The sequence below is a fragment of the Hymenobacter citatus genome (assembly GCF_014333615.1).
Classification (GTDB): Bacteria; Bacteroidota; Bacteroidia; order Cytophagales; family Hymenobacteraceae; genus Hymenobacter; species Hymenobacter citatus.
In genome coordinates this window covers 393,467-420,111 of the sequence record NZ_JACSCY010000002.1, presented here as the reverse complement: position 1 = coordinate 420,111, position 26,645 = coordinate 393,467, and the positions used below count along the sequence as shown (strand labels likewise).

17 protein-coding genes are annotated in these 26,645 nt (G+C 58.2%); 13 read left to right on the top strand and 4 right to left on the bottom strand.

What is annotated here, in order from left to right; all coding sequences use genetic code 11:
* Window positions 1-19 precede the first annotated feature (19 nt).
* Both H8B15_RS03975 and H8B15_RS03970 read right to left on the bottom strand, forming a co-directional pair.
* A complete protein-coding gene (locus tag H8B15_RS03975) occupies window positions 20-1,954 on the bottom strand; it encodes a DEAD/DEAH box helicase (RefSeq protein WP_187318366.1) in 1,935 nt (644 codons plus the stop codon).
* Window positions 1,955-2,342: 388 nt separating this feature from the next.
* Window positions 2,343-2,537 (bottom strand): cold-shock protein, encoded by a 195-nt coding sequence (locus H8B15_RS03970; RefSeq protein WP_187318365.1) that lies wholly within the window; start codon window positions 2,535-2,537, stop codon window positions 2,343-2,345.
* A 204-nt stretch (window positions 2,538-2,741) separates the two neighbouring features.
* On the opposite strand from H8B15_RS03970, the gene H8B15_RS03965 reads away from it, so the two are divergent.
* On the top strand, window positions 2,742-3,167 hold the full coding sequence (locus H8B15_RS03965) for an acyl-CoA thioesterase (RefSeq protein ID WP_187318364.1): 426 nt from the start codon (window positions 2,742-2,744) through the stop codon (window positions 3,165-3,167).
* 1 nt (window position 3,168) lies between these two features.
* Here H8B15_RS03965 and H8B15_RS03960 read toward each other — a convergent pair whose 3' ends face one another.
* Window positions 3,169-3,918, bottom strand: a complete 750-nt coding sequence (locus H8B15_RS03960) for a hypothetical protein (RefSeq protein WP_187318363.1) — start codon at window positions 3,916-3,918, stop codon at window positions 3,169-3,171.
* A gap of 52 nt (window positions 3,919-3,970) precedes the next feature.
* On the opposite strand from H8B15_RS03960, the gene H8B15_RS03955 reads away from it, so the two are divergent.
* Together H8B15_RS03955 and H8B15_RS03950 are read left to right on the top strand one after the other, a co-directional pair.
* Entirely contained in the window at window positions 3,971-7,405 is a 3,435-nt protein-coding gene (locus H8B15_RS03955; protein WP_187318362.1) for a UvrD-helicase domain-containing protein, read from the top strand.
* A gap of 62 nt (window positions 7,406-7,467) precedes the next feature.
* The gene (locus H8B15_RS03950; protein ID WP_187318361.1) at window positions 7,468-8,670 is read left to right on the top strand and encodes a TCR/Tet family MFS transporter; all 1,203 of its coding nucleotides are present in this window, start codon (window positions 7,468-7,470) and stop codon (window positions 8,668-8,670) included.
* Between the two features lie 229 nt (window positions 8,671-8,899).
* Here H8B15_RS03950 and H8B15_RS03945 read toward each other — a convergent pair whose 3' ends face one another.
* Window positions 8,900-9,403 carry a vitamin K epoxide reductase family protein gene (locus tag H8B15_RS03945; RefSeq protein WP_187318360.1) on the bottom strand — a complete coding sequence of 168 codons (504 nt, stop codon included), beginning with the start codon at window positions 9,401-9,403 and terminating at the stop codon, window positions 8,900-8,902.
* 140 nt (window positions 9,404-9,543) lie between these two features.
* Between H8B15_RS03945 and H8B15_RS03940 the strand changes: the two genes are divergently transcribed.
* From H8B15_RS03940 to H8B15_RS03895, 10 genes are all read left to right on the top strand, one after another.
* The gene (locus tag H8B15_RS03940; protein WP_187318359.1) at window positions 9,544-10,023 is read left to right on the top strand and encodes a (2Fe-2S)-binding protein; all 480 of its coding nucleotides are present in this window, start codon (window positions 9,544-9,546) and stop codon (window positions 10,021-10,023) included.
* A gap of 180 nt (window positions 10,024-10,203) precedes the next feature.
* Window positions 10,204-12,396, top strand: coding sequence for a xanthine dehydrogenase family protein molybdopterin-binding subunit (locus H8B15_RS03935; RefSeq protein WP_187318358.1), 2,193 nt, complete (start codon window positions 10,204-10,206; stop codon window positions 12,394-12,396).
* Between the two features lie 99 nt (window positions 12,397-12,495).
* The gene (locus H8B15_RS03930) at window positions 12,496-13,101 is read left to right on the top strand and encodes an RNA polymerase sigma-70 factor (protein WP_187318357.1); all 606 of its coding nucleotides are present in this window, start codon (window positions 12,496-12,498) and stop codon (window positions 13,099-13,101) included.
* A gap of 117 nt (window positions 13,102-13,218) precedes the next feature.
* A complete protein-coding gene (locus H8B15_RS03925; protein WP_187318356.1) occupies window positions 13,219-14,283 on the top strand; it encodes a FecR family protein in 1,065 nt (354 codons plus the stop codon).
* A 95-nt stretch (window positions 14,284-14,378) separates the two neighbouring features.
* The gene (locus tag H8B15_RS03920) at window positions 14,379-17,828 is read left to right on the top strand and encodes a TonB-dependent receptor (protein ID WP_187318355.1); all 3,450 of its coding nucleotides are present in this window, start codon (window positions 14,379-14,381) and stop codon (window positions 17,826-17,828) included.
* Window positions 17,829-18,021: 193 nt separating this feature from the next.
* Window positions 18,022-19,626, top strand: coding sequence for a RagB/SusD family nutrient uptake outer membrane protein (locus H8B15_RS03915; RefSeq protein ID WP_187318354.1), 1,605 nt, complete (start codon window positions 18,022-18,024; stop codon window positions 19,624-19,626).
* A 181-nt stretch (window positions 19,627-19,807) separates the two neighbouring features.
* Window positions 19,808-20,947 (top strand): SusE domain-containing protein, encoded by a 1,140-nt coding sequence (locus H8B15_RS03910; RefSeq protein WP_187318353.1) that lies wholly within the window; start codon window positions 19,808-19,810, stop codon window positions 20,945-20,947.
* Window positions 20,948-21,053: 106 nt separating this feature from the next.
* Window positions 21,054-22,217: a glycoside hydrolase family 76 protein gene (locus H8B15_RS03905; protein WP_187318352.1), complete on the top strand. Its 1,164-nt coding sequence runs from the start codon at window positions 21,054-21,056 to the stop codon at window positions 22,215-22,217.
* Window positions 22,218-22,301: 84 nt separating this feature from the next.
* The gene (locus H8B15_RS03900) at window positions 22,302-24,500 is read left to right on the top strand and encodes a GH92 family glycosyl hydrolase (RefSeq protein ID WP_187318351.1); all 2,199 of its coding nucleotides are present in this window, start codon (window positions 22,302-22,304) and stop codon (window positions 24,498-24,500) included.
* A 276-nt stretch (window positions 24,501-24,776) separates the two neighbouring features.
* Complete coding sequence (locus H8B15_RS03895; protein ID WP_187318350.1) at window positions 24,777-26,642, top strand: glycoside hydrolase family 97 protein; 1,866 nt, start codon at window positions 24,777-24,779, stop codon at window positions 26,640-26,642.
* The last annotated feature ends 3 nt before the right edge of the window (window positions 26,643-26,645 follow it).

Genomic DNA, 26,645 nt, shown 5'->3' with positions numbered 1-26,645 from the left:
ATCTGCACCAGTTGCGATGCTACTCGTCGTAGCCTTGGTTGTCGCGACGGGGCTTATAGCCACCTTCGCGGTTGCCGCCATAGCTGCCACCCCGGTTGCCACCGTAGTTGCTGCCACCACCATCGCGGTTGCCTTTGTAGCCACCGCCGTAGCTGCTGCCGCCCCGGTTGCCACCGTAGCTGCTACCCCCTTCACGCCGGTCGCCGCCGTAGCTGCCACCGCCGCGGTTGTTGCCGTAGCTGCGGTTGCCAAACGCACCGTCGCGACGGTCGCCGCCACCGCCGTAGCCGCCCGTGCGACGTGGACGGTCGCCACCGCCGAAGCCGCCGCGACCACCTTCCTGCTGTGCATCACCTTCTTGCCGCGGCGTAGCCACGTTGAAGGATACCGGGCGGCCGTTGATATTCGTGCGGGCTAGTGCGCCGGTAACTTCCTCCGTAAACTCAGAAGGCACTTCCACGAAGCTGAACTTATCGTAGAGCGAAATGTCGCCTACCTTACCCGCCGTGAGAGAGGTGTTTTCCGCAATCAGGTCCACAATGTCGCGTGGGTGGATGCGGTCTTTCTTACCCATCGTCACGAACAAACGCGTGAAGCCGGGGCGCGGGGCACCGTGGGCACGGGTAGCGTCGAGGCTTTCCTGGGCGCGCTTGTCCTCCTTCATCGTCATCTTGAGCAGAGCAGCGGCAATGTCCAGCGACGTGATACCTTCTTCGCTGTCCTGATCAATGAGGCGCTGCACGCGGCTGATGTACTTGTCGAGGTTGCCCTTTTCAATTACTTCCTTAATCGACTCCAGCATGAGCGTGGTTTTCACCTCCGACACATCCTCGAAGGAAGGCACGCGCTCCTGCTTGATGGTAGCCTTGGTGAAGCGCATGATATCGCGCAGTTTGTAGATGTCGCGGCCACTCACAAACGTGAAGGCGCGGCCCGATTTGCCGGCGCGGCCCGTACGGCCGATGCGGTGTACGTAGTATTCCTCGTCGGCAGGCAGGTCGTAGTTCACTACGGCTTCCACATTGTCCACGTCGATGCCGCGGGCGGCTACGTCCGTGGCCACCAGGATTTCCAGCGTGCCTTTGCGGAATTTATCCAGCGTGTTCTGGCGCTGTTGCTGGCTCATGTCGCCGTGCAAACCGTCGGCGAAGTAGCCTTTTGCCTGCAAATCAGCTACGATATCGTCTACCATGCGCTTCGTGTTAGCGAAAACGATGGTCGACTTCAAGTTGTACATATCTACTAGGCGGGTGAGCACATCCTTTTTCTGGGGGCCGCGCACCTCGTAGTAGCTCTGCTCAATGTTCGTAACGGTCATCTCCTGATGGTTGACCTTCACGATTTGCGGATCGCGCTGGTAACGCTTGGTCAGGTCCATAATGGGCTTGCTCATGGTAGCCGAGAAAAACACCGTCTGGCGCTCCTCCGGCATTTGCTTCAGCACCGTTTCGATATCGTCGCGGAAGCCCATGTCCAGCATCTCGTCGGCTTCGTCAAGAATAATCATCTTGCAGCTGTCGAGCTTCAGAGTACCGCGCTCCAGGTGGTCCATCACGCGACCGGGCGTACCAATCACGATTTGCACACCGCGCTCCAGGGCGCGGAACTGGCGGTCGTAGCTGGAGCCACCATAAATTGGCACCACAGCCAGACCGCGCTTGTACTTACCTAATTTTTGAATTTCGCCCGAAACCTGTACGGCTAGTTCGCGGGTAGGGCACAGCACCAGGGCTTGCACCTCACGCGAATCGGTATCAATTTTTTCGATGGCGGGAATAGAGAAGGCAGCCGTTTTGCCGGTACCCGTCTGGGCCTGGCCAATTACGTCTTTGCCTTCCAGCAATACTGGAATAGCAGCCGTTTGGATGGGAGAGGCTTCTTCATAGCCTACTTCCGTAATAGCGCGCTGCATTTCCTCGGAGAGCGGAAGCTCTTCAAATTTTACTTTTTCCATGTCTGATGTTAGATGGAGTGGAGAGAATAGCTCTGAAAACAGCGAATTCAGCGACGCTCCTCTCCCACTCTCACAACAACGACAAGTGACGGAAGCAACTACGGAAGATACAGGCGGCCAATCTATTTAGCTTAGCTAAGGGCCACGCTAGCTGCGCGGAACCGGGCCGTTCTCAATGCGGGTGCAAAGGTAAGGAAAAAATATTATCTAAACCACGGATTCTTGCGCTTTTTTCGAATGACACGGATTTTGTGGATGGCGCTATTTTAAGGTTACGTCATCCACAAAATCCGTGTCATCCGAAAAATCCGCAAGAATCCGTGGTTTAGACAAAAAAAAGCACGCCCTGGGGCGTGCTTTTCAAAAATCTTGCGAAGCAAGCTAGTCCTTAGAGGAGCTGAACTTTCACAGCGTTCGGGCCTTTTTTGCCTTGCGCTACTTCGTATTGTACCTTGTCGTTTTCACGGATTTCGTTTACCAGCAGGTCACTGATGTGAACGAAAATGTCTTGACCATTTTCGTCGTTTTTGATGAAGCCAAAGCCTTTGGCATCATTGAAGAATTTTACGGTTCCGGTTGGCATCGTACTACTTACTACGGGGTTAAAAAAAGAGTTTCATTAAGCAAATGCAGCTACTGAAAACTGCTGAAACTCTAGGTATCTGGCAGGCTAACAAAGGCACATTGTCTTAAGTTGAGCCAAATATACACCATTCGGCGGACTTCAGCTATCAACAGCATCATTTACGGGTTTTTCCCTACTTGCGTTGTATTTGTACCTACTAGTATGCCTACCCACCACAACCATCCCGCTTTCCGCTTTACCCACGAAATTGTAGTACCGGCTTCGGCTATAGACGAGCTACACCATGCTAACAACGTGGAGTACGTGCGTTGGGCGCAGGATACGGCCACCGCGCATTGGCGGGCCGCCTACCCCGGCAGCGAGGGCACCTCCTATATATGGGTGGTGCGGGAGCACCATGTGCGCTACCACCGCCCCGCACTGCTGGGCGACCAGCTCCGCTGCACCACTTGGATAGGCGAAATCCGCGGGGCGCAATGCCAGCGCTTCGTCCGCATCGAGCGGGCCACCGATGGCGTGCTACTCTGCGAAGCCGAAACCCAGTGGGTGCTGCTGGACCCCGAGACGCAACGACCTAGGCGGGTGGAAGCGGAGGTGGAGCGGCGGCTGTGGGAGCCGGTGGGGTAGGTTATGAAATCCAAAACATTTCGGTATTCACGATATGCCATCTGCCATCTACCTGTTCTATCTCTGCTAACTCCCCTCTCCCACATCTTCCTCCGCAATAAAATTCGTAATACATAATCCCTTTATCTTTGTTTTTATTTAGCACAATATTAGATAAACTCACTATTCCGACCACACATTTATCTTCCTTACCTCGTATCGTTCTGGTATCTATATTGTATTCTTTCATATTATAAACACTAGATATTCTGGCTATTGACGAGTGAAAATCTTTTGACTTATATAAGGATTGTCGCATACTCAACTTAGTTATTATTCCGGACACATTATCACTATATTTTTTTAACATATTTTCTATCTTCTGCCCGTAACTAGTATTCATATCTATTTTCCAGGAAAGTATCTTTTCACTAGCAGGGTCCTCATTGAGGTAAATTGTACACAACTTAGTACTGTCACTCAGCAGCGCTAGGGTTAAAATGCGTGCATCCGTGTTTATAGCACTAGTATCTGTCCTGACTCTGTTGTTTTTGCTATAAAGCGTATCAGATGCGTCACCTAGATAGTATCCGTAAAAATGATTTTTTATTAAGTCATTTAATATATCATTGTATACTTTTATTTGTTTTGCAGAATACACTAAATCGTTATTCTTTTTGAATTGCGGAATATCATTTGTAGACTGTCCCTTACAAGAATAAAACAGGAAAATTAGAACAAATAATATTAGTACTCTAGCTGTCGTTATCATTTAATTATTATTTATCGATGAAACATAGTCCAATGTAATAATTACTTCCCTCATGCCCCCTACCTTCCGTATCTATTCTTCTTCCGCCGGCTCTGGCAAAACCTACCAACTCACCAAAGAATATTTAAAGCTGGCGCTTGGCGCTGAAGACGCGGCGTATTTTAAAAGCATTCTGGCCATCACCTTCACTAATGATGCGGCGGGCGAGATGAAGGAGCGCATCATTGGGGCGTTGCGGCGCTTTACCTACCCTGATACCAACGGCAAAGAAGATATGCTATTGCGCGATATTGCCAACGAGCTGGCTGCGGAAGGCAAGCTGCCGCGCCGCGCCGACACGCCCGAGCAGCAACAGCAGGAACTGCGGCAACGGGCGGCGGCTACGTTTCGGCTGGTGCTCTATCACTACGCCGATTTCGCGGTGAGCACCATCGACTCGTTTGTGCAGCGCATTGTGCAGGCATTTACGCGGGAGTTAGGGCTGCCCGCGGCCTTCGAGGTAGAGCTGGACGGCGAAGCGGTGCTGCAAAGCGCCGTGGCCTTGCTGCTGGACAAAGTAAACCGCGACCCCAACAGCAAGCTGTTGGCCCGCTCCCTGGCCGATTATGCCCTGAGCAAAGCCGAGGAAGGCCGCAGCTGGAACACGCTGCCCGAGGAGCTGGTCAGTTTTGGGCAGTTTCTGCTTTCGGAGCCGGTGCACGAGGCCGTGGCGCAGTTGCAGCAACTCTCGTTGCAGGACTACCGGCGCCTGCACGAAAATCTGCGCAAGCGCCGGGAGGAAATTGAGCAGGAGTTTCGGGCGGTAAGTGTGCGGGCGCTGGCGGCGCTGGATGCTGCTGGCGTGACGGAAACCGACCTTTATCAAGGCAAAAGCGGCATCATTGGCTACGTGACGCGCTGGGAGGAACGCCTCCTACCCGATAAAGAGGCCAACAGCTACGTGCGGGCCACCGTGGAGCAGGATAAATGGTACAGCGGCAAAGTAAAAACCGCTGCCGACAAGCAGCGCGTGGATGCCGTGAAACTTGACCTTACGGCGGCCTACCAGGAGCTGGAGGACTTGCGTGCCCGCCTCCTACCCGACTACCTGCTAGTGACGGGCATGCTACCCTACATCTTCCATGTGTCGCTGCTGAGTGAGCTGAACAAGGCCGTGGACCAGCTCAGCCGAGAGCGAAATGTGGTCTTGATTGCCGAGTTCAACAGGCGTATTGCCAACATTGTGCTGCGTGAGCCGGTGCCGTTTCTGTACGAGCGTTTAGGCGAGCGGTACCAGCACCTGCTGATTGATGAGTTTCAGGATACCTCTGTGTTGCAATGGAATAACCTGCTGCCGCTGGTGGAAAACGCCGTGGCCAACGGCAACCTTTCCTTGGCTGTGGGCGATGCAAAGCAGGCCATTTACCGCTGGCGGGGCGGCGAGATGGAGCAGATTCTGCGCCTCTATAAAAACGAAACCGAGCACCTGTACGGCCGCGTAGCCGACGAGGAGCTGCGCGACCTGTTGCAAGGCCGCTACTACACGCTGAACGGGGCATTACAGGCGAAAAATCTGAATACCAATTACCGCTCGGCCCCGGACATTATTACGTTTAACAATGATTTCTTTGGCCATATCAGCGCCACGCACCCGCAGCTGCCGCTGGTGCAAAGCATTTATGATGAGGATTTTCGACAGGAGGCGCCGCAACAATTGCCAGTCTCTGGCTCCGCGAAAAGCGCAGGACAGGAGGCCATCGTCGAACTCCTTCTGACCCACGACGATGCTCCCCACCCTACCCTACCCGAGCAGCTACTCAGCTACGATGAAAGCACGCTCTATCTCACGCTGCAACTTGTAGAGGAAGCGCTGCAACACGGTTTCCGGCAGCAGGACGTGGCCGTGCTGTGCCGCCGCCGCGACCAAAGCCGCCGGGTGGCGAAGTTTCTGAAGGAGCGCGGCTACGACATTATTTCCGCCGACTCGCTGTCCCTGGAATTTGCCGAGGTAGTGAACTTGCTAGTGGCTGTGTTTCGGGTGCTGAACCAGCCAGCCGATACACTGGCCAAGGCCGAAGCCTTGCTGCTGGTAGATAAAGTAGTGCGCGGTTTGGCGCCTACTCCGGTGCGGGCCCGGTACATTGCCGAGGTAGCCAACGTGCCCGATGCCCTACCCTTCTTCGACGAGCTGCGGGCCCTGGGCTTTGACTTGCAGGAGCGCGAAACCGGCAACCTGGGCCTCTACGAATTGACGGAACGCTTGATTGGCACGTTTAGCCTGCTGGGACGCGAGGGAGAAAGCGAATACCTGTTCCGGTTTCTGGACCTGACGCTGGAGTTCAGCCTGCGCCACGGCAACAACCTCAACAATTTCCTGGCCTACTGGCAGCAGAAGAAAAGCGCGCTGAGCATTAACGCGCCGGCCGGCCGCGACGCCATCACCATCACCACCGTGCACAAGGCCAAGGGGTTGGCCTACGGCGTGGTGATTGTGCCCTTCGCCGACTGGAGCCTGACGCCCCACCGCAACACCCTGCTCTGGGGCCGCCTACCCGACGAGGCCAAACCCATGGCCGAGATGCCTCCCGTGGCGGTGGTTTCGCAGGTGCAGGCGTTGCAGCGCACGGCCCTGGCCGGACAGTACGCCGAGGAGCTGGAAAAAACTTTCCTCGAAGGCCTGAATATGCTGTACGTGGCCCTCACGCGCCCAAAGCACCGCCTCTACCTTATCAGCCGCCAGCCTAAAAAGAAAGCCGGTAGCAAAACCGAAGATCCGGAAGTTGACCTCACCGAACCCGCCAAAAACGTGGCCGAGCTGCTGCACCGCTACCTGGTGGCGCAAGGCGCGTACGACCCGGAAGTGCTGCGGTATCCGCTGGCAATGGATGTGTTGCATGTTGCGAGTGGTGAGTTGCCAGTGGACACCAAACCACAACCCACCGCTTCTAACTCCCCACTGACAACTAATCACGCAACACTTCCCCTCACCAACCTCAGCAGCACCCCTTGGGAAGAACGCCTGCGCCTGCGCCGGCACGCCCATACGGTTTTCGACTTTGATGCCCAGCAGGTGCAGCAGGAGTGGAACCGCAAGCTGCACTACGCCCTGCGCCGCACCCTCTACGCCTCCGACGCCCACCGCGTGGCCGGGCAGCTGGTGGCCGAGGGGCTAATCAGCAGCAAGGAACGGCCCGAGCTGCTCCAGAAGCTACAGCAGGTAGTAGAGAACCCGCGGCTGGCGCACTACTTCAGTCCGGCGGTGCAGCCCGAAACGGAGCGCGAGATTCTGGTGGGTGGCACGCGGCGGCAGGAGTACAAGCCCGACCGTATTGTGTTTGAGGTAGGCGCGCCCGGCCGCGTGACGCTGCTTGATTTTAAGGTGCCGCCGCCCGAGCCCCGCCACCGCCACCAACTCGCCCGCTATGCAGATCTGTTTCGGCAGCTGGGCTTTGCCGATGTGCAGTGCGTGCTGTATTATTTCGATACAGACGAGGTAGTGCTATTTTAGAATTTTCGGCGCGAAGGCGTTTCGGCAATATACTCCGCGGCAAACCCCTACTTTAGCGCCCCATGAAACCGAAAGCCGCGCTCGGGTTTATTTTTATTACCCTCCTGCTCGATGTCATCGGGTTTGGCATCATCATTCCCGTATTGCCCAAGCTCATTGAGCAGCTCACCGGCGAGGGCCTCAGCGAGGCGGCGCGCTACGGCGGCTTGCTGGGCTTCGCGTTTGCGGGAATGCAGTTCCTGTTTTCGCCGGTGCTGGGCAACCTCTCCGACCAATACGGGCGGCGGCCGGTGCTGCTCACGGCCTTGTTCGGCTTTGGCCTCGACTACCTGTTTCTGGCTTTTGCGCCCAGCATTGCGTGGCTGTTTGTGGGGCGCATCATTGCCGGCATCACCGGGGCCAGCTTCACCACGGCCGGCGCCTACATCGCCGATATAAGTCCGCCCGAAAAGCGAGCCGAGAACTTCGGGCTGATTGGGGCCGCCTTTGGCATGGGCTTTATTATTGGGCCGGTGGTAGGGGGCTTGCTGGGGCAGTTTGGGCCGCGGGTACCGTTTCTGGCGGCGGCGGGTCTCACGCTGCTCAATTGGCTCTACGGCTACTTTGTGCTGCCCGAGTCGCTACCCGAGGAAAGCCGGCGGCCCTTCGACTGGCAGCGGGCCAACCCTGTTGGGTCGTTGCGGCAGCTGGGCCGCTACCCGGTTATTCTGGGCATGGTGGCTTCGCTGGTACTCATCTACCTTGCCAGCCACGCTACCCAAAGCACCTGGTCCTACTTCACGATGTACCGCTTTGGCTGGGATGAGAAGTGGGTAGGCTACTCCCTGGGGGTCATTGGCGCCCTCACGGGCCTGGTGCAAGGCGTCCTGATTCGCTATATCAACCCGCGGCTGGGGCCTACGCGCTCAGTGGTGCTGGGGTTGAGCCTCTACGCGGTGGGGCTCCTGCTATTTGCTTTTGCCGGGCAGGGCTGGCAGATGTTTGTGTTTCTGGTGCCCTACTGCCTGGGCGGCATCGCGGGGCCGGCGCTCCAAGGCATTATGTCGGGGCAGGTGCCGGCCAACGAGCAGGGCGAGCTGCAAGGCGCTCTTACCAGCCTAGTAAGCGTCACGGCCATTATCGGCCCACCCCTGATGACGGGGCTGTTTTCGTACTTTACCAGTCCGAAAGCGCCAATCCATTTCCCCGGTGCGGCCTTCCTGACAGCAGCCGTGCTGGCTGTGCTCAGTGGCCTGCTAGCCGCCCGCGCCCTGGCCAAGCAATAGTCAGGCTTGCTGATTGCCGATAACGGTACGTGTGGGGCCATGGAGCGGTCAAAGGTTTGTAGGTTATTTGCTACCGTCAGAAACAAGCGCCGCGTAGCGGGCAAGAATACGCCATGTACTCTTGCACCGCTACGCGGCGCAACCAATCTTGCTGTTTTTATTACTATATACTTTGACTGCGCTACGGCCGCAACGTGTGTAGTTGCAGGCGCAATCCGCAACCACTACACTACTTCCTACCCAGCAGGTTCTTAACAGCCTTGATAACTTCTGGCGCGGCCAGAGCCACGGTAGCCAGGGCAGCTACGGTAGAAGCCTGGCAGTAGAAGCACAGGGCTTTGTTTTCTTTCCACTCCTCCCGGCCCAGAGTAATATTTGTTACGGCATCTACTACTGTTTTCACGCCCATGGCAACGGGTAACCACGGCATGGTGGTGGCCCGTTCCATGCCTCCGGCGGCGGCCAGGGTGGCGGTGAGGGCCCCGGTTATCATCATGGGTCCCGCGTCGGGCGTGTCGAGGCGCTTGTAGCCGTAGTCGGAGGCGTCCACTTTATCGGAGTCGAAAACATCCAGCGGTGGGTCGGGCAGGTGCTTGATGATGCCAGTCTGGTACAGGGTTACCATCTGGCCGGCGGCTACGGTCACCATCGACAGGCCGATAATCCAGCGGCGGCGCTTCAGATCGGGGCTCTGGCCATTGCGCAGCTCGTGGCTTAGTTGAGTAGGATTCATAAGGAATAGACAGTTGAAACGTTCTATTTACAGTACGCGCCGGGAGGGCTTTAGTTAGGCCCCGCTTACCGCGTAGCGCTGGGTCGGCAGTATCCTTTCGGCCTGTTTCGGAGTATCTTGTGCCAAAGCCTTTTCTCCTTATGGAAGCTGATATTACTCTTATCGTCAATGGCCAGTCCCAGACGGTGCGCGTCGATCCGGCCACGCCCCTGCTCTACGTGCTGCGCGACCAATTGCAGCTCAACGGCCCTAAGTTTGGCTGCGGGTTGATGCAATGCGGCGCCTGCATGGTGATACTCGACGATGTGGCCTGGCCCAGCTGCCAGCTGCCCGTGCACGACGTAACGGGCGGCATCCGCATCACTACCCTCGAAGGCTTGGCCAAACCCGATGGCACCCTGCACCCTGTGCAGCAAGCCTTTGTAGACGAGCAGGCCGCCCAGTGCGGCTTCTGCCTCAATGGCATGGTGATGTCGACGGTTGCTACTCTGCAACAATACCCCCACGCCGACGAAGAAACCATTCGCAACGGCATGATGCGCGTGCTGTGCCGCTGCTGCGTGCAGCACCGCGCCATCCGGGCCGCGCAGAAGGTCGTGGCAGCCAATAAAAAGTCGTGATTTTGATATAACGTAGTGAAAACATGACCGTCAGGCTGAGCGTAGCGGAGCGCAGTCGAAGTATCTCTACCGTGAGTAATTCCTTGTTAATTTGATTGCAACGAATCGGTAGAGATGCCTCGACAAGCGGACGCCAGATGGGCATGACGGCCTTCTTCTGTTTAGTTAGCACCCTACCCCATGCCTACCTCCCGCCGCCACTTCCTCCAAACCGCCGGCTGCCTGACCATCGGCTTTTCCTTGCTGGGTTCTACCTGGGCTATGGCCGCGGAAGCCGCCGACGAGCTACCTGGCAGCCTCGGCGACTACCCCCGCATCGACTCGTGGCTGGAGGTGCTGGCCGATGGCCGCGTGCGCGTGCTTACGGGCAAGATTGAGCTGGGGCAGGGCATCCGAATTGCCGTGGCCCAGATGGCCGCCGAAGAGCTGAACCTCCCCCTAAGCCGCGTGGAGGTAGTGCTGGCTGAAACCGACCGTACGCCCAATGAAGGCTACACTGCTGGCAGCGGCTCCATCGAAAACAGCGCCACGGCCGTGCGCTACGCCGCTGCCGCCGCCCGCCAGAAGCTGCTGGCCCTAGCTGCTACCCAGTTGCAGGCGCGGGCATTTCAGCTGAAGACACAGAATGGCGTGGTAACGGCTCCCAATGGCCAAACGCGCACCTTCGCGCAGCTGCTCAACGGCCAGAAGCTCACCGACGAAGTGCGCCTCCCCATAGCCCTCAAGCCCAAAGCCGACTACCAATATGTAGGCAAAGCCGTGCCGCGCCCGGAGATGGAGCGTATGGTGCGCGCCCAGGAATATTACGTGCAGGATCTGCGCTTTCCTGATATGCTGCACGCCCGCGTGTTGCGGCCCCTCAACTACGACTCCAAGCTGGTGCAGTTTGACGAGAAAGAGCTGAAGCGCGCCGTGCCCGGCCTGGCAAAAGTGGTGGTAAATGGCAGCTTCGTGGGCCTGCTGGCCGAGCGCGAGTACGATGCCAAACTGGCGCAGGACTGGGGCAAGCTGAATGTCCGCTGGACGGAAGGGAAAGCGCTGCCGGCCGGACAGCCTCTGAAAGACTACCTCCGCACCCTGCCCAACACCCCCAAGCGCGTGCAGGACAAGGGCACACCCACCAACGCCCCTACCCTACGCGCCAGCTACTATAAGCCCTACCTCATGCACGGCTCTATTGGGCCAAGCTGCGCCGTGGCCCGCTTCGATGACGCCCAGCGACGCCTGGAGGTATGGACGCACAGCCAGGGCGTGTACCCCCTGCGCGAAGCGCTGGCTGATCTGCTGAAAATACCAGTTGATAGCATCCACGTAAAAGGGGTGCCCGGCTCGGGCTGCTACGGCCACAACGGCGCCGACGATGTGGCCGCCGATGCCGCTCTGCTGGCTGTGGCCACGCCCGGCCGCCACGTGCGCGTGCAGTGGGCCCGCGAAGATGAGCATTGCTGGGAGCCCTACGGCTCGGCGATGGTGCTGGACCTCGCGGCCCGCCTCGACCCTACTACCGGCCGCCTCACGCACTGGCACCAGCAGGTCTGGACCGATACGCACAGCAACCGCCCCGGCGGCAACGCCGACAAGCTCCTACCTGCCCAATATCTGGCCCATCCACGCCGCCCAGCAAACGACGGAACCACCGACCCCAGCGCAGGCGGCTACCGCAACGCCGACCCGCTCTACGCCATTCCCAACCTGCGCGTGGATGCGTACTTCTTCCGGGGGCCATTGCGTGTGTCGGCGCTACGTGCCTTGGGTGCCTACGGCAATGTGTTTGCCATTGAATCGTTTATGGATGAGCTGGCCGAGAAGGCCGGCCTCGACGCCTGGGACTTTCGGTTGCGCAATTTGCAAGACAAGCGGGCCATTGCCGTGGTGGAGCGCGCCCGCGCCATTGCCCGCCAGCAGCAAACTGGCGAGAACGAAGGCTTGGGGTTTGCCTTCGCGCAGTACAAAAACAAGGCAGCCTACGTGGCGGTGGTAGCTAAAGTCAGCATTCACGAGGAGGGCACGCCCTACCGTCCGCAGCTATGGGCAGTAATCGATGCGGGTGAGGTTATCAACCTCGATGGTCTGAAAAACCAGACGGAGGGCGGCATGATTCAGTCGGCTAGCTGGACGCTGATGGAGGAAGTGAAGTTCGACCAACACCAGGTACGCAGCCGCCACTGGGAGGCCTACCCCATCTTTCACTTCGATGAGATTCCATACGTGGACGTGACGGTAATCAACCGGCCTACCGAGCCACCGCTGGGTGCAGGCGAGGCCGCGCAGGGCCCCACGGCCGCGGCGCTGGCCAATGCGGTGTACCGCGCTACCGGCAAACGCGTGCGTGAATTGCCCCTTCGACCTGAAAAACTAACACGAGAAGTGTAATTATCTCGCTTAACGAGCATTACCTTGTCGTTTTCTTCCACAAACGAATATAAAAATGTACCTTCACTTATAAGTCCCGATTTTTTCATTCCGCTGCTTATGAATCGTTCTGGCCTTCTGCAATACTCTCTCTGGCCGGATACTGCCTTGCTCGATGCAGTACAAACGGGCAATGAAGGTGCTTTTGAGGAAGTGTATAAGCGCTATTGCTACCGGCTGTTCACAATGGCCTACCGCAAGCTCAAGAGTAGAGAAGTGGCCGAGGAGCTGGTACAGGACCTGTTTGCCGTCCTCTGGGCCAAGCGTACCGAGGGACCTATTCAGAATTTGGAGGCTTACCTTTTCACAGCCCTGCGCTACCGCATTATCAATTATGTGAAGTCGCAACGAGTGCGGGATGGCTACGCGCTGTACTGCCGCATAGCGCAGTCCGACGCTACTCATAACACCGAGGAGCAGTTGGCGCAACAAGACCTGAACACAGCTCTGAAAGCCGGCCTCGACCGCCTACCCGAAAAGTCGCGGGAGGTGTTTCGCCTGAGTCGCCTGGAGCACCGCACCGTGCCCGAAATTTCCGGGCGCTTGCATCTATCGGAGAAGGCTATCGAGTACCATATCACCAAGTCGCTGAAGCTGCTGCGGGGCTACTTGCAGGATTTTTTATTGGTCACTTGGCCTTTATTGATCTGGATTACTAAAATTTAAAATACTGAATCATAAATACTTAACATTTATTAATTCGTTTTTTTCAAAAAAAGACAACCTTATTTTAGGGGTACCACACGGTTTGTTGACTTAGTAGATAGAAGCACTTCTCTACTCTTGCCCGAAACCGTGACGGAAGCCGAATTTCAACTGCTACTACAACGCTACCTCGATGGCCGCTGCACGCCCCAGGAACGGGCCGCAGTGGAGCGGTGGTACGACTGCCTGGAAGAACCGGAGGGGATGCAGTTGCCCGGCCAAAACCAGGAAGCAGTGGAAGATGCCATCTGGCAGCGTCTGGCTACTCAGAATATTCCAGTGCCCGCCGAGACGAAGGTGGTACGGCACCCTGCCGCTTGGTGGCAGGCTCCTACCCTGCGCATCGCTGCAGCCCTGGTGTTGGTGGCCGTAGCGCTTGGTCTGCTCTGGCCCGCCGTGCGTCGCAACTGGGCTCCTGCGGCGCCTATTGCCGTGACCGTAGCCAATGGCTGGACACAGCAAACCAACACCTCGCAGCAGCCTCAGGCCGTGCGCCTACCCGATAATAGCCGCGTTACGCTGCATCCTGGCAGCAGCCTGCGCTACCCCGTTGCCTTGGCTGGCACACGGCGGGAGGTACACTTGATAGGCGAGGCCTATTTTCAGGTAAGCAAAAACCCTCAGCGGCCCTTTCTAGTGTTCACCAACCAAGTGGTAACCACGGTATTAGGCACTAGTTTTCGGGTGAAGGCCTACCACAATGCGGCGCAGGCATCGGTATCGGTGCGCGAAGGCAAAGTGGCCGTGCAAACCCGCGCGGGGGCTGATTTGTCGGCTACGCCCAAGCGCCCGGCCGCGGCGGGTGTACTGTTGCTACCCAATCAGCAAGCGGTATACTCTGCGGCCAAGCGGCGGTTTACGAAGGAGCTAGTGGCACAACCCGCCGTACTGGTGCCGCAGCCCTTCGAGTTTGAAGAGCGCCCCGTGGCGGAAGTTCTCGCCGCCTTGGAAAAAGCCTACGGCGTCGACATTGTGTACGACCGAGCCACGTTGGCGCACTGCACGGTGAGCATCACGTTCTACGACGAACCCCTGTTTGGCAAGCTTGATTTGCTGTGCAAGTCTCTGGGTGCCAGCTATTCCATTTCTGATGCGCAGATTCTCCTCCACAGCAACGGCTGCCAGCTAGTACCTGCCAGCTAGCGCTCCATGTTAGTATGTTTTCACTTTCAATTTTTCCCAACGCATGTTTCCCTACCCTCACCGCTAACCCCCACCTACCCATTTCCACTATCCCTATGAAAAATTCTGTACACCTTCCACCATTGGTCGGGTATTGCTTACGTGTACTGCTGTTGCTGGCGGTGCTAGGCGGAGGACTGCCTGGCCAGGCCGTTGCCCATTCGCAGCCCATGCAGGCGGTCCTCGAGAAAAAAATTACGCTGAAAGTTGAAGCGCAGACCATTAAGTCTACCCTGAGCCAGATTGCGCATCACTACAACGTACGCTTTGTGTATAGCCAACAGCTGGTGAAAGCCGAGCGCAAAGTGAGCCTGCGCGTGCAGGACGAGCCCCTGTCGGCAGTGCTCGACGAGCTGCTGGCCCCCCTCAAAATTCAGTATGATGTGGACGAGGACCGCGTGGTATTGCGCGTGCTTTCTAAACCCACATCTGCAATCGATTCCAACGTAGGCAATGTACGCGCAAACGTTTCCGCCTCCAAAGCACCGCCCGTATCGGGGCGCGTCGTGGATGCCAACGGGGCCGGTCTGCCGGGTGTTTCGGTGGTGGTGAAGGGCACTACTACTGGTACCAGCACCGATGCAGAGGGCAACTTCTCGCTGCAGGCACCCGAGGGTAGCACCCTCACGTTCAGCTTTGTAGGCTATGTACGCCAGGAAGTAGCCGTGGCAGATGCCGGCAGTAACCTCACCATCACGCTCCGCGAGGACGTGAAAGCGCTGGAAGAAGTAGTGGTGGTAGGCTACGGCACCCAGCAGAAAGCCGAGGTGACGGGCGCCTTGAACACGGTATCGGCGAAAGCGCTGGAAAACCGGCCCGTAACCAACGTGTCGCAGGCCCTGCAGGGCACTGCCCCCAACCTGACCATTCAGCAGAGCAGCGCCGAGCCGGGCGCGGGCCTCAACATCAACATCCGGGGGGTAGGCACACTGGGCAATGCCTCGCCACTGGTAATTGTGGACGGCATTGCCGGCTCGCTAAACTCCATCAACCCCAATGATATTGAGAGCGTTACGGTACTGAAAGATGCCGCCTCGGCGGCCATTTACGGTTCGCGCGGGGCCAATGGCGTGCTGCTGGTGACCACTAAGAAAGGCGCCCTCAACCAAAAGCCCGTGGTGACCTACAATACCCTTGTGGGCTTGCAGACGCCTACCTTCCTGCGCCGGCCGGTAACGGGCCTGGAGTTTATGCAGCTCAAGAACGAGGCGTTGGTAAACTCGGGCCAGGCTCCGCAGTTTTCGCCCCAGCAGATTCGCGAGCAGGTGGCCCGCGGCGACAACGAGTGGTATTTGGACGCGGTGCTGAAAAAGCAGGCGTTGCAGCAAAACCACAACCTCAGCCTAAGTGGTGGCTCGGGCAAGACGCGCTACCTGGTGTCGCTGGGCTACGTGGACCAAAATAGCCTGTTTGTGGGTGACAACTACGGCTATAAGCGTTTGAACGCCCGCCTGAACCTGAACACGCAGGTAACGGATAAGCTGTCGGTAGGCGCTATTCTGGCCTACGCCCGCGTGAACCGTAAGGAGCACGCCTACGGCACCGACTGGATTATCGGCGACGCCGTGCGCATCCCGGTTATCTACCCGCTGCAAGACTCGGCCGGCCGGTATCTGACGGCCCCTACCTCTACCGCCAACCCCGTGAACCGCTTGCGCAATGGTGGCCAGCGCACCTTCGCCGACGACAACGGCTACGCCAACCTCAATGCCGAGTACGAAATCATCAAAGGCCTGAAACTACGCGGCCTGGTGGGCGGCGACCTGTGGAACTACCGCATGGACGAGTTTCGGCGCAGCTTGCAGTACGTGACGCCCGACGGCTCGCCTACCTCCGGCGGCGACGGCAACAACGCCGTGACCAACCGCACCCAGCGCACCCTGCTCACCAACTACCAAGCTACCCTTAACTACGAGCACCTGTTTGCCGACAAGCACGATGTGAAGGTGCTAGTAGGCTATTCCAGCGAGCATTTCAACGATGACCGGTCGGGTATTGCCGTTATCAACATCCCCGGCAACGACTTCGGGGTGATTAGCAACGGCACCACCTACACCGGCATTTCGGACCCCAGCGGCGGCTTCCACCCCAATGGCACCTACGGCAACAACGAGCAGTGGGCGTTGAACTCAGTATTCGGCCGCGTGAACTACGCTTTTGCTAACAAATACCTCATCGAGGGTAGCTTCCGCTACGATGGCTCGTCGCGCTTTGCCAGCGACAAGCGCTGGGGCTTCTTCCCATCGGTATCGGTGGGCTGGCGGCCGCTGGAAGAAAACTTCCTGGACTTCCTGCAACCCACGTTTAGCGACCTGAAAGTACGCGGCTCTATCGGGCAGCTCGGCAACCAGAACATCGGTCTGTATCGCTACCTGAGCACGATTAGCACGGCACCGGGCGCGTATGCCTTTGGCAACCAGCCAGTAGCAGGCGTCAACTTTAGCACCGCCAACCAAGGTATTACCTGGGAAACAGCTACCATGGGCAACGTGGGGGTAGACGTGGCTTTCTTGCAGAACGCCCTGTCGGTGAGCTTCGACTACTTCGACAAGCGCACCAACGACATTCTGATTGACCTGCCAGTGGCTGGGGCCTATGGCGCCGGCGCTCCTACCCAGAACGCAGCCAGCGTACAAAACCAAGGCTGGGAAGTATCGGCTACGTACCGCATGAACACCGCCCGCGGCTTCAACCAGACCCTGACGCTGAACGCAGCCGACACCCGCAACCTGGTGCGCGACACCAAAGGCGTGGAAACCATCCGGGGTGGCGATGCCACCAACATCATCCGTGAGGGCTACCCCATCAACTCCTACTATGGCTACCGCACCGATGGCTTCTACCAGAACACGGAGGAAATTGCCAACGGCCCCAAGCCAGCCTTCGTAACGCCCGGCAGCCTGCGCCCCGGCGACATCCGCTACGTGGACCGCAACGGCGACGGCGTCATCAACCAGGACGACCGCTACGTGCTGGGCAACCCCTTCCCACGCCTGACGTTTGGCGCCAACTACACGGCCACCTACAAGGGCTTCGACCTGGTGGTGTTTGTGCAGGGGGTAGGCCGTCGTAACCTCTACATCCGTGGTGAGGGCGTAGAAGCGTTCCACAACAACTGGGAGAACGTGTATAAGCAGCACCTCGACCGGTGGACTCCTACCAACCCCGATGCCTCCTACCCCCGCCTGACTGTGGGTACGGCCTCTACCAACAACAACCAGGGCTCCAACTACTGGCTGCGCAACGGCGCCTACGCTCGCCTCAAAAACGTGCAGTTGGGTTACACCCTACCCTCAGCTCTAACTTCTAAGGCGGGTATCCAGCAATTGCGCGTGTTTGTATCGGGCCAGGACCTGTTCACCATCACGCACTTGCGCAGCATTGGCTTCGACCCCGAAATCTCGGAGTTCAGCGAGAGCGTGGGCCTGGGCGGTGGTGTAGGCAGCAGCGGCCGCGTGTACCCCAGCGTACGCGTGACCACCCTGGGCCTCACGGTTTCTTTTTAAATGGATGAATGCACTGTCATGCTGAGCATGTTGCGCATCAAGCAAGGGACGCAGCGGAGTCGAAGCATCTCTACCGCAACGGTAATCTCACTTGTGAGGAACTACTGACGGTAGGAGATGCTTCGACAAGCGGACGCCAGACGAAGCATGACGAACAGCCATTTAATAATCATAGGTAAATAGATAACAGACGATGAAACGTACCCTTCCTTATATCTTCCTGCTGGGCCTTGGACTAAGCTTCACGGCTTGCCAGGACCTGGACCTACCCCCCACCGACCGCCCCACCGACGCCACGTTCTGGACACAGCCCAGCGATGCGGCCAACGTGCTCAACTCCTGCTACGCCGGCCTCTACCCCAGCGAGTACTTCTTCTTCAACGAAGCCCTCTCCGACAACGCCTATAACAAAAGCGACGTGGACGGCTCCAACGTGCGCAACGTGGCCGAGGGCGCCTACGGCACCAACCAGGCGCGCATCACCAATGAGTGGGGTTACCACTACGGCGGCATCCGCGCCTGCAACCGCCTGCTGACCAACATCGACAAGATTACGTCGCTCGACGCGGGCCTGAAGGCCCGCTACATTGCAGAGGCGCAGGCTATTCGGGCGTTCCACTACTTTCAGCTGATGACTTGGTACGGCGCCGTGCCCCTCATCACCACCGAGCTGAGCGTGACGGAGGCCAACAGCGTAACCCGCACGCCCCGCCCCGAGGTCCTGGATTTTGTGTTGAAGGAGCTGGATGCCGCTGCCGCCGTTCTACCCCTGAATACAGCCTATGGGGCCGAGGATAAAGGCCGCTTCACGAAGGGTGGCGCCATGGCGCTGAAAGCCCGCGTACTGCTGTATGAAGGCCGTTGGGCCGATGTAGTGACCGTTACGACACAGCTGATGAGTGGCTCGATGGGCACATATAGCCTGTTTCCGAGCTATATGGGCGTATTCGCACCCAGCAACGAGAACAACAACGAGGACATGCTGGATTTGCAGTATGCCTTCCCCACGCGCACGCACTCGGTGCAGCGGCAGTTTATTCCGCGCACCGAGGGTAAGTTGGTCACGTCTATTGCCCCTACCCAGGAGTTGGTGAACAGCTACCTGATGGCCAATGGCAAAGCCATTACCGAAGCCGGCTCAGGCTACAACGAGGCCACGCCCTACCAGGGCCGCGACCCGCGCTTTATGGCTACGCTGGTGTACGACGGTTACGTGTGGCGCCGCCCCGATAACTCGACCATCACCATCCGCACCTTCCCCGGCACCGGCGACAACTCCATCGACCGCCAGGACGCCAGCCCTACCGGCTACTATTCCTCGAAGTACTTCGACCCCACCTCCGACGCCAACCTGAACTCGGGCCTGAACCTGATTCTGATTCGCTACGCCGATGTGCTGCTAATGAACGCGGAGGCCAAGAACGAGCTGGGCCAGTTTACGGCCACTGACTGGAACAACACCATCGGGGCGCTACGGCGTCGGGCGGGCTTTACGGATGCTGCGGCCCTCACCTTTCCTGGCGGCGACAAAGCCAGCCTGCAAGCCACCATCCGCCGCGAGCGGCGCACAGAATTGGCCATGGAAGGCCTGCGCATCTTCGACCTCCGTCGTTGGCGCACGGCCGAAACCGCGCTCAACGGCTTCGCCCACGGCATCAAGGCCGGCGACCCGAACGTGGACAACGGCTACCTGCGCGTAGACCAGCGCACCTTCGATCCGGCCCGCCACTACCTCTGGCCCATCCCTCAGCGCGAGCGGGACATCAACGGCAACCTGGAGCAAAACCCAGGCTGGTAAACCAAGTGACTGCGTGACTATGAAAGAACGTCATGCTCTATCTGGCGTCCGCGCAGCCGAAGCATCTCTACCGCTCCATCAGGACGTCATTTTGAATGGAGTGAGAAATCTCGGAATGACGTGCGAGCGGCATGACGTTCTCATCAAGAAATAAGCAACTAACAATCAACAACTACTCATAATGAAAACCCGTCCCATATTTCTCTTTCTCTTTCTTTTCCTGACCGGCATTTTCTCAGCCTGCAACGACGACGACAACGCCCTGGACGAGACCATTACGCCGGTATCGAACCTGATTTCGCCCGTCAACAACGCGTTTATCCGCCTCGACCCGCCGTCCAACGCGGCCGTGACGTTTGAGTGGGGCCAAGCCCGCGCCGCCGACGGCACGGTGGTGCTCTACGAGCTGGTGTTCGACAAAGAAGGCGGTGACTTTTCGAAGCCCGTGTACAGCATTGCCTCGGGCACCAACGGCCTCGATAACCGCCTGGTGCTCAGCCACGGCGACTTGAACCGCATTGCCGATATTGCCGGCATCAAGTCGCAGCAGCAGGGCAAACTGATCTGGACGGTGAATGCCTCGAAGGGCCTGAACGTGCAGAAGGGCACCGAGACGCGGATGATGACGCTGGAGCGGCCCGCGGGCTTCTCTACCCTGCCCCCTACCCTCTACCTCACGGGCTCGGGCACGGAGGCGGGTGCCAATGCCAGCCAGGCCATCCAATTCAAGAGCATCTCGGCCGGTGTGTTTGAGCTGTATACCCGCCTGAGCGCCGGCGATGTGAAGCTGATTGACCAAACCAGCGGCACATCCACTACTTACGCCATCGACGGTAACAAGCTGGTGGAAGGCAACCAGGGCACCAGCCCCACTACCACGCCCAAAGTGTACCGCATCCGTTTGGATTTCAACAACGCCGCCGCTACCCTCACCGAAATCGAGTCCGTGGGCCTGTGGTTTGCGCCCCAAAGCAAGATCCTGGTGACCCTACCTTATGTGGGTAAAGGCGTGTGGAAAGTAGAGAATACGCCCATCGAGTTTTTCCAGGAAAGCTGGGGCCGCGATGAGCGTTACAAGTTCCGGTTCACGGAGAAAAACGCTGCCGGCGCTACCACCCAACAGTTCTACGGCAGCAGCAACTCTGATAACCAGCGCGCTACAGCCAGTACGCCGGCCTCGTACTACTATCTAATGCCCGTGACGGCCGCGTCGTACGACTACACCTACAAGTTTCAGACGGAAGCTGATAAAAAGAGCGTGGACGTGACCGTGCGCATGCAGCCCGACGGCCCTTACACGCACCAGGTCGTGATTCGCTAATGCGGCTTTTGAGAGGCGGCGGTGAGACTGGTAACCAGCAAACCAGCTGATAGCCTGGCTCACCGCCTACCCGCTCAAACTCACTTTCCCTAAGCAACTAATTGATATGATCTTGACTTCCTGGTATTCCCGCATAGGTAGCAGCGTCTTGTTGGGCCTGTTACTGACCGCCTGCAAAGACCCCGTAGACGACTACGTGGCCCCGCCCACCGCGCCGCCCGTGGTGGCCACGGCCAACTGGTCGGCCCGCGCCGACTCGGCCCAGGCCGCGTTGCAGCAGAACTTCTACGTCGCCAACGAAAACTACTATCGGCAAAACAATGCCGGCCAAACCAATTTCAACTACTGGTGGCAAGCGCACGGCCTCGATATCTTGATTGATGGCTTCCAGCGCACCAGCAGCGCCGACTACCTTACCCGTATGCGGCAGGTGATACAGGGGGCAAAAGCCAAAAACGGCAACACCTACCTCAACGAGTTCTACGACGACATGGAGTGGCATGCGCTGGCCTGCCTGCGCGCTTACGAGGTGACCAGGGAAACCGAGTACAAAAACATTGCTACCCTGCTCTGGAACGACATTAAGCTGGGCTGGAACGAGCAGCAGGGCGGCGGCATTGCGTGGAAAAAAACGCAGCGCAGCTACAAAAACACGCCCGCCAACGCCCCCGCAGCCATTCTGGCCGCCCGTCTTTATATGCTCGACCGCAACCCCGACGACCTGGAGTGGGCGAAAAAGATCTACAGCTGGCAGAAATCCAAGCTGGTAGACCCCGCCGATGGCGCCGTATGGGATGGCGTGAACCGGGAGGGCAACAACCAGATTGACAAGAACTGGATTTTCACCTACAACCAGGGCACCTTTATAGGAGCGGGCGTGGCCTTGTACCGGGCCACTCAGCAAACCTCCTACCTCGACGATGCCAACCGCACGGCCGCCTACGTGCTCAACAACACCCAGCTCTCGCCAGGTGGTGTGATGAAGGATGAAGGCAATGGCGACGGCGGTTTGTTCAAAGGTGTTCTGGTGCGCTACCTCACCATTCTGGCTACCGAGCCGGCCGTGAGTGCCACCAACCGAGCTAATTATGTGTCTTTTCTGAAGTTTAACGGCGAAAGTCTTTACTCGAAGGGCACGCGCCGGCCACAGTATATCTTCAACACCAACTGGACCACCCTACCTGGCAGCACCGTAGATGGCTCTACCGAAATGAGCGGCGTGATGATGCTGGAAGCGCTGGCCGATTTGCAGGCCCGCAACGTGCTGTAAAAAAGTTCATCCCTTTGATTTCAAAAACCCTTAGCCCTGACAGGATTTCAAGCCCCTGTCAGGGTTATTCTTACCTCCTCACTCATGCTGAAACGACCTAGCTACGTTCTTCTTTCCACTCTGGCCGTTTTCTCCTGCACCAAAACCACCCCACCTACTAGCGCCAACAACAATGAGTGGGGCGAGCAGGTGGGCGGCCACCTGCAATACGCCAACCCTTTTATGGGTACGGGGCCGCTCAACGACCCCAAAGACATGGGCTACACCACGCCCCCGGACTGGCGCGGCGCCTGGGCCGGACTGGTATTTCCGGGCAGTGCCCTACCCAACGCCATGGTGCAGCTGAGTCCCATCACGGAGTTTCATACCGGCGCGGGCTACGACTACGAGGACTCCGTGATTGTGGCCTTCACGCACACCAACAAAGGCCACTGGAACCTGTGCCACCTGCCTATTTTGCCCGTAACGGGCGCGGCCAACGCCAAAGGCGACTACTCCTCGCGCTTCGACAAAAAGACCGAATCGGCCTCGCCGGGCTACTACGGCGTGATACTGCGCGACTACGACGTGTGGGTAGGACTGACCTCGACCCTGCGCTGTGGCTTTCACCGGTATCGGTTCGAAAAACAAGACAACCGCAGCATCGTATTCAAGCTGGCGCAGTCCAACGAGCGGGTGACGAACTGGGCCATGGAAAAGGCCGGCGACGCGGCCGTGCAGGGCTTTCAGGAAACCGGCCGGCAGACGGTGTTTTTCTACGGGATGCTGAGCGAAAATATTCAGAACCTGGATGTGCGCGGCCCGGGCACCAAAGACGGCCTGGCCGTGGTGCGCCTCCCCGATGGGGGCAAAAAACCGGTAGAGCTGCGCATCGGCATCTCGTTCGTGAGCATCGAGAATGCCAAGCAAAACCTGGCGCAGGAAATAGGTAGCCGCTCGTTTGACGAGGTGCGCCGCGCTGCCGCCGACACCTGGGAGAAGATGCTGGCGCGGGTAGACGTGAAGGGCGGCACGCCCAAGCAGAAGGAAATGTTCTACAGCTGCCTGTACCGCTCCTTCCTGTGGCCGGCCTTGCGCAGCGACCTGAACGGCGAGTTCCGCGACACGAAAGGCAACGTGGTGAAGGCCGACTTCAACTACTACACCGAGCCTTCGCTGTGGGACACCTACCGCAACAAGGACGTGCTGATGAGCATGCTTGCGCCCGAGGCTACCACCGATGTCATTAAGTCGATGCACGATGAAGGCAAGAAAACCGGGTTCCTGCCTACCTTCTTCCACGGCGACCACGCGGCGTCCTTTATTGCGGGCGCCTACCAGCGCGGCCTCACCAATTTCGACGTGCAGGATGTGTACCGCCTGATGCTGCGCAACGCCAACGTGGAGGGCGGCACGCGCCCTTTCATCAAGGAGTATATTGAAAAAGGCTATATCGCCACTGAGGAAGTACCCAACCCACACGTGGAAAGCAAGGGCAAGGCCGGCGTGTCGAAGACGCTGGAATACGCTTTCGACGACTACGCCGTGGCTCAGATGGCTAAAGCCTTGAAAGATACGGCCAACTACCGCACCCTGATGGCGCGCTCGAAGAACTACCGCAACGTGTTCGACCACGGCACCAACTTTATGCGCGGCCGCCTGGCCAACGGGCAGTGGGTGAAGAACTTCAATCCGGAGTATCCTTACTACGAGTACATGTTCCGCGAGGCCAATGCCTGGCAAGTGTCGTTCTTCGCGCCCCACGATATGCCCGGCCTGGTGAAGCTGTACGGTGGCCCGCAGGCTTTTGAGGCTAAGCTCGACTCGCTGTTTACGGTGCCCTGGAACACGAGCTACATTGCCCGCAACGTGTCGGGCTTCATTGGGCAATATTGCCACGGCAACCAGCCCGACCACGAAGCGCCGTTTTCCTACTACTTCGTGGGCAAGCCCGAGAAGTCGCAACGCCGGCTGGATGAGATTATGGACCGCTTCTACGGCATGGGCAAAAACCAGCTGGGCTACTCCGGCATGGACGACGCCGGCGAGATGTCGGCCTGGTACGTGTTCAGCGCCACGGGCCTCTACCCCTTCTCGGCGGCCGATACACGCTACATCGTGAGCGTGCCCGTGTTTGATGAGGTGCAGTGGCACATGCCCGGCGGCAAGACCCTAACGGTGAAGCACTCCGGCACGGGCCGCAACCTGCGCAGCATCCAGGTGAACGGCGCCGCCAACCAGGGGTATTTTGTACCTTTTAGCCTGTTCCGTGATGGTGGTGAGGTAGCCGTCATCACGCAGTAACAGGCTATTGCTAGAAACTAGAAGTTAGTAGCTAGAAGCTAGGGCTAGTTCCCCTCCTTTTTTAAGGAGGGGTGCCCGCAGGGCGGGGTGGTAAAGCCGCCAGAACGATGCTAGCTCTAACATTATATAGTCTTTAGTTTATTAGTTCTAGCTGTCGTTCAACGGTTTTACCACCCCGCCCTGCGCCCCCCCTCCTTAAAAAAGGAGGGGAGTTCTAGTCCTAGCTTCTAATTAATAGTATTCCGCACCTTACCCTAACCATCTTTCAACCCCGATATGCACAAACTTCCCTTATTCAGCTTTGCTCTCTTGCTGAGTCAAGCACTACCCCTCCACCACGTGCTGGCGCAGACCAAACCAACCACCGTGGTCAGCCCCGACAAGAACCTGCAAATGGAGCTATTCTTCACCCAGGGCCAGCTGCAATACCGTGTGGTGTACAAGGGTAAACCGGTGATGGAGCCCTCCACGCTGGGGCTACAACTGGATCAGCAAGACATAGGCAAAGGCAGCTCCTTTGGTGCCGTAAAGCGGACTTCTGTAAACGAAACTTACGCCTGGCGCGGCGTACACAGCAAGGCACTAAACCACTACAACGGGGCCGTGGTGCCAGTTAAGGGCAGCAGCAATACGCCTGCCTTTCAAGTGGAAGCGCGCGTGTTCAATGATGGCGTAGCCCTACGCTACGTGGTTGGCCAAACCGGCGCCAGCACCACCACGGCCGATAACACCCGCTTTACTCTACCTGCGGGTAGCATTGTCTGGAGCCAGCCGGACATCGGCAACTACGAAGGCAAGTACCAAAAGCAGCGTATCGAAGACGTGCAGGCTGGGCTGAAAGCGGGGCCGCCGCTCACGGTGCAACTGCCCGGCAAGCAGGGCTACCTGGCCATCACCGAGGGTGGCCTCACCGACTTTGCGGGCATGTCGTTGGTGGCCGAGGGCAAGCGCGTGTTTAAGGCTCACCTGAGTGGCAACACCAAGAAAACCGGCCCCGTCGAAACGCCCTGGCGCATCATTGAGGTAGGGCCTGACTTGAACACGCTCGTCAACTGCGACATTGTGCACAACGTGGCGCCCAAGCCCGACCCGCAGCTGTTTCCGCAGGGCATGGCCACCAGCTGGATTAAGCCGGGCAAAAGCGTGTGGTCGTGGCTGGCTGGCAACGGCGGCGTCACGTTCGAGAACATGAAGCGCTTTTCGCAGTGGGCTGGTCAGCTGGGCTTTCAGTATAACTTGGTGGATGAAGGTTGGTCGCGCTGGCAGGATGGCGGCAAAGACCCGTGGCAGCTGATGCAGGAACTGGTGACCTACTCCGCTGCGCAAAACGTGAAAGTCTGGGTGTGGAAAGCCTACCCCGACCACGACGGCACCCCCGGCCTGAAAGACCCAGCCGCCCGCAAAGCCTTCTTCAAGCGTTGCAAAGACATTGGGGTAGTGGGGTTGAAAATCGACTTTTTCAATACGGAGTCGCAGGAAATCATCGACTTCTACCAAGCTGCTTTGCACGACGCGGCCGAGTTGCAGCTGATGCTGGACTTCCACGGCGCCAACAAGCCTACCGGCGAAGCGCGCACCTGGCCCAACGAGGTGTCGCGCGAGGGCGTGCGGGGGTTGGAAAACGAAACCGTGTGGCCCGCCCACAACGCTACCCTACCCTTCACCCGCTACCTGGCCGGCCACGGCGACTACACCCCCCTCACCTTCCGCGACATTGGCAAGGGCACTACCCTGGCCCACCAGGTAGCCAGCATGGCCACCTTCACCTCGCCCTTCCTGTGCGTGGCCGCCAACCCGGAAGCCATTCTGGCCAGCCAAGCCAAAGACCTGATTGTGAACATCCCCAATGTATGGGACGAAACCCGCGTGCTACCTGCCAGCGAAATCGGCGGCCTCTCCCTACTGGCCCGGCGCAACGGCACCACCTGGTACCTGGCCGCCCTAAACGGCGAAAAGGCGCAGCAAGTGACAGTGGATATGAGCTTTTTGGGAGCCGGAAACTACAAGGCCACTTCACTGGCCGATGAAGCCGGTAACCCGAAAGCCGATGCACTGAAAACCAGCAGTATGAGCAAGCAAAGCAAGCTGACGCTCAACCTGACAGAAGGCGGCGGCTACCTCGGCCGATTTAACAAAGAGTAGGTT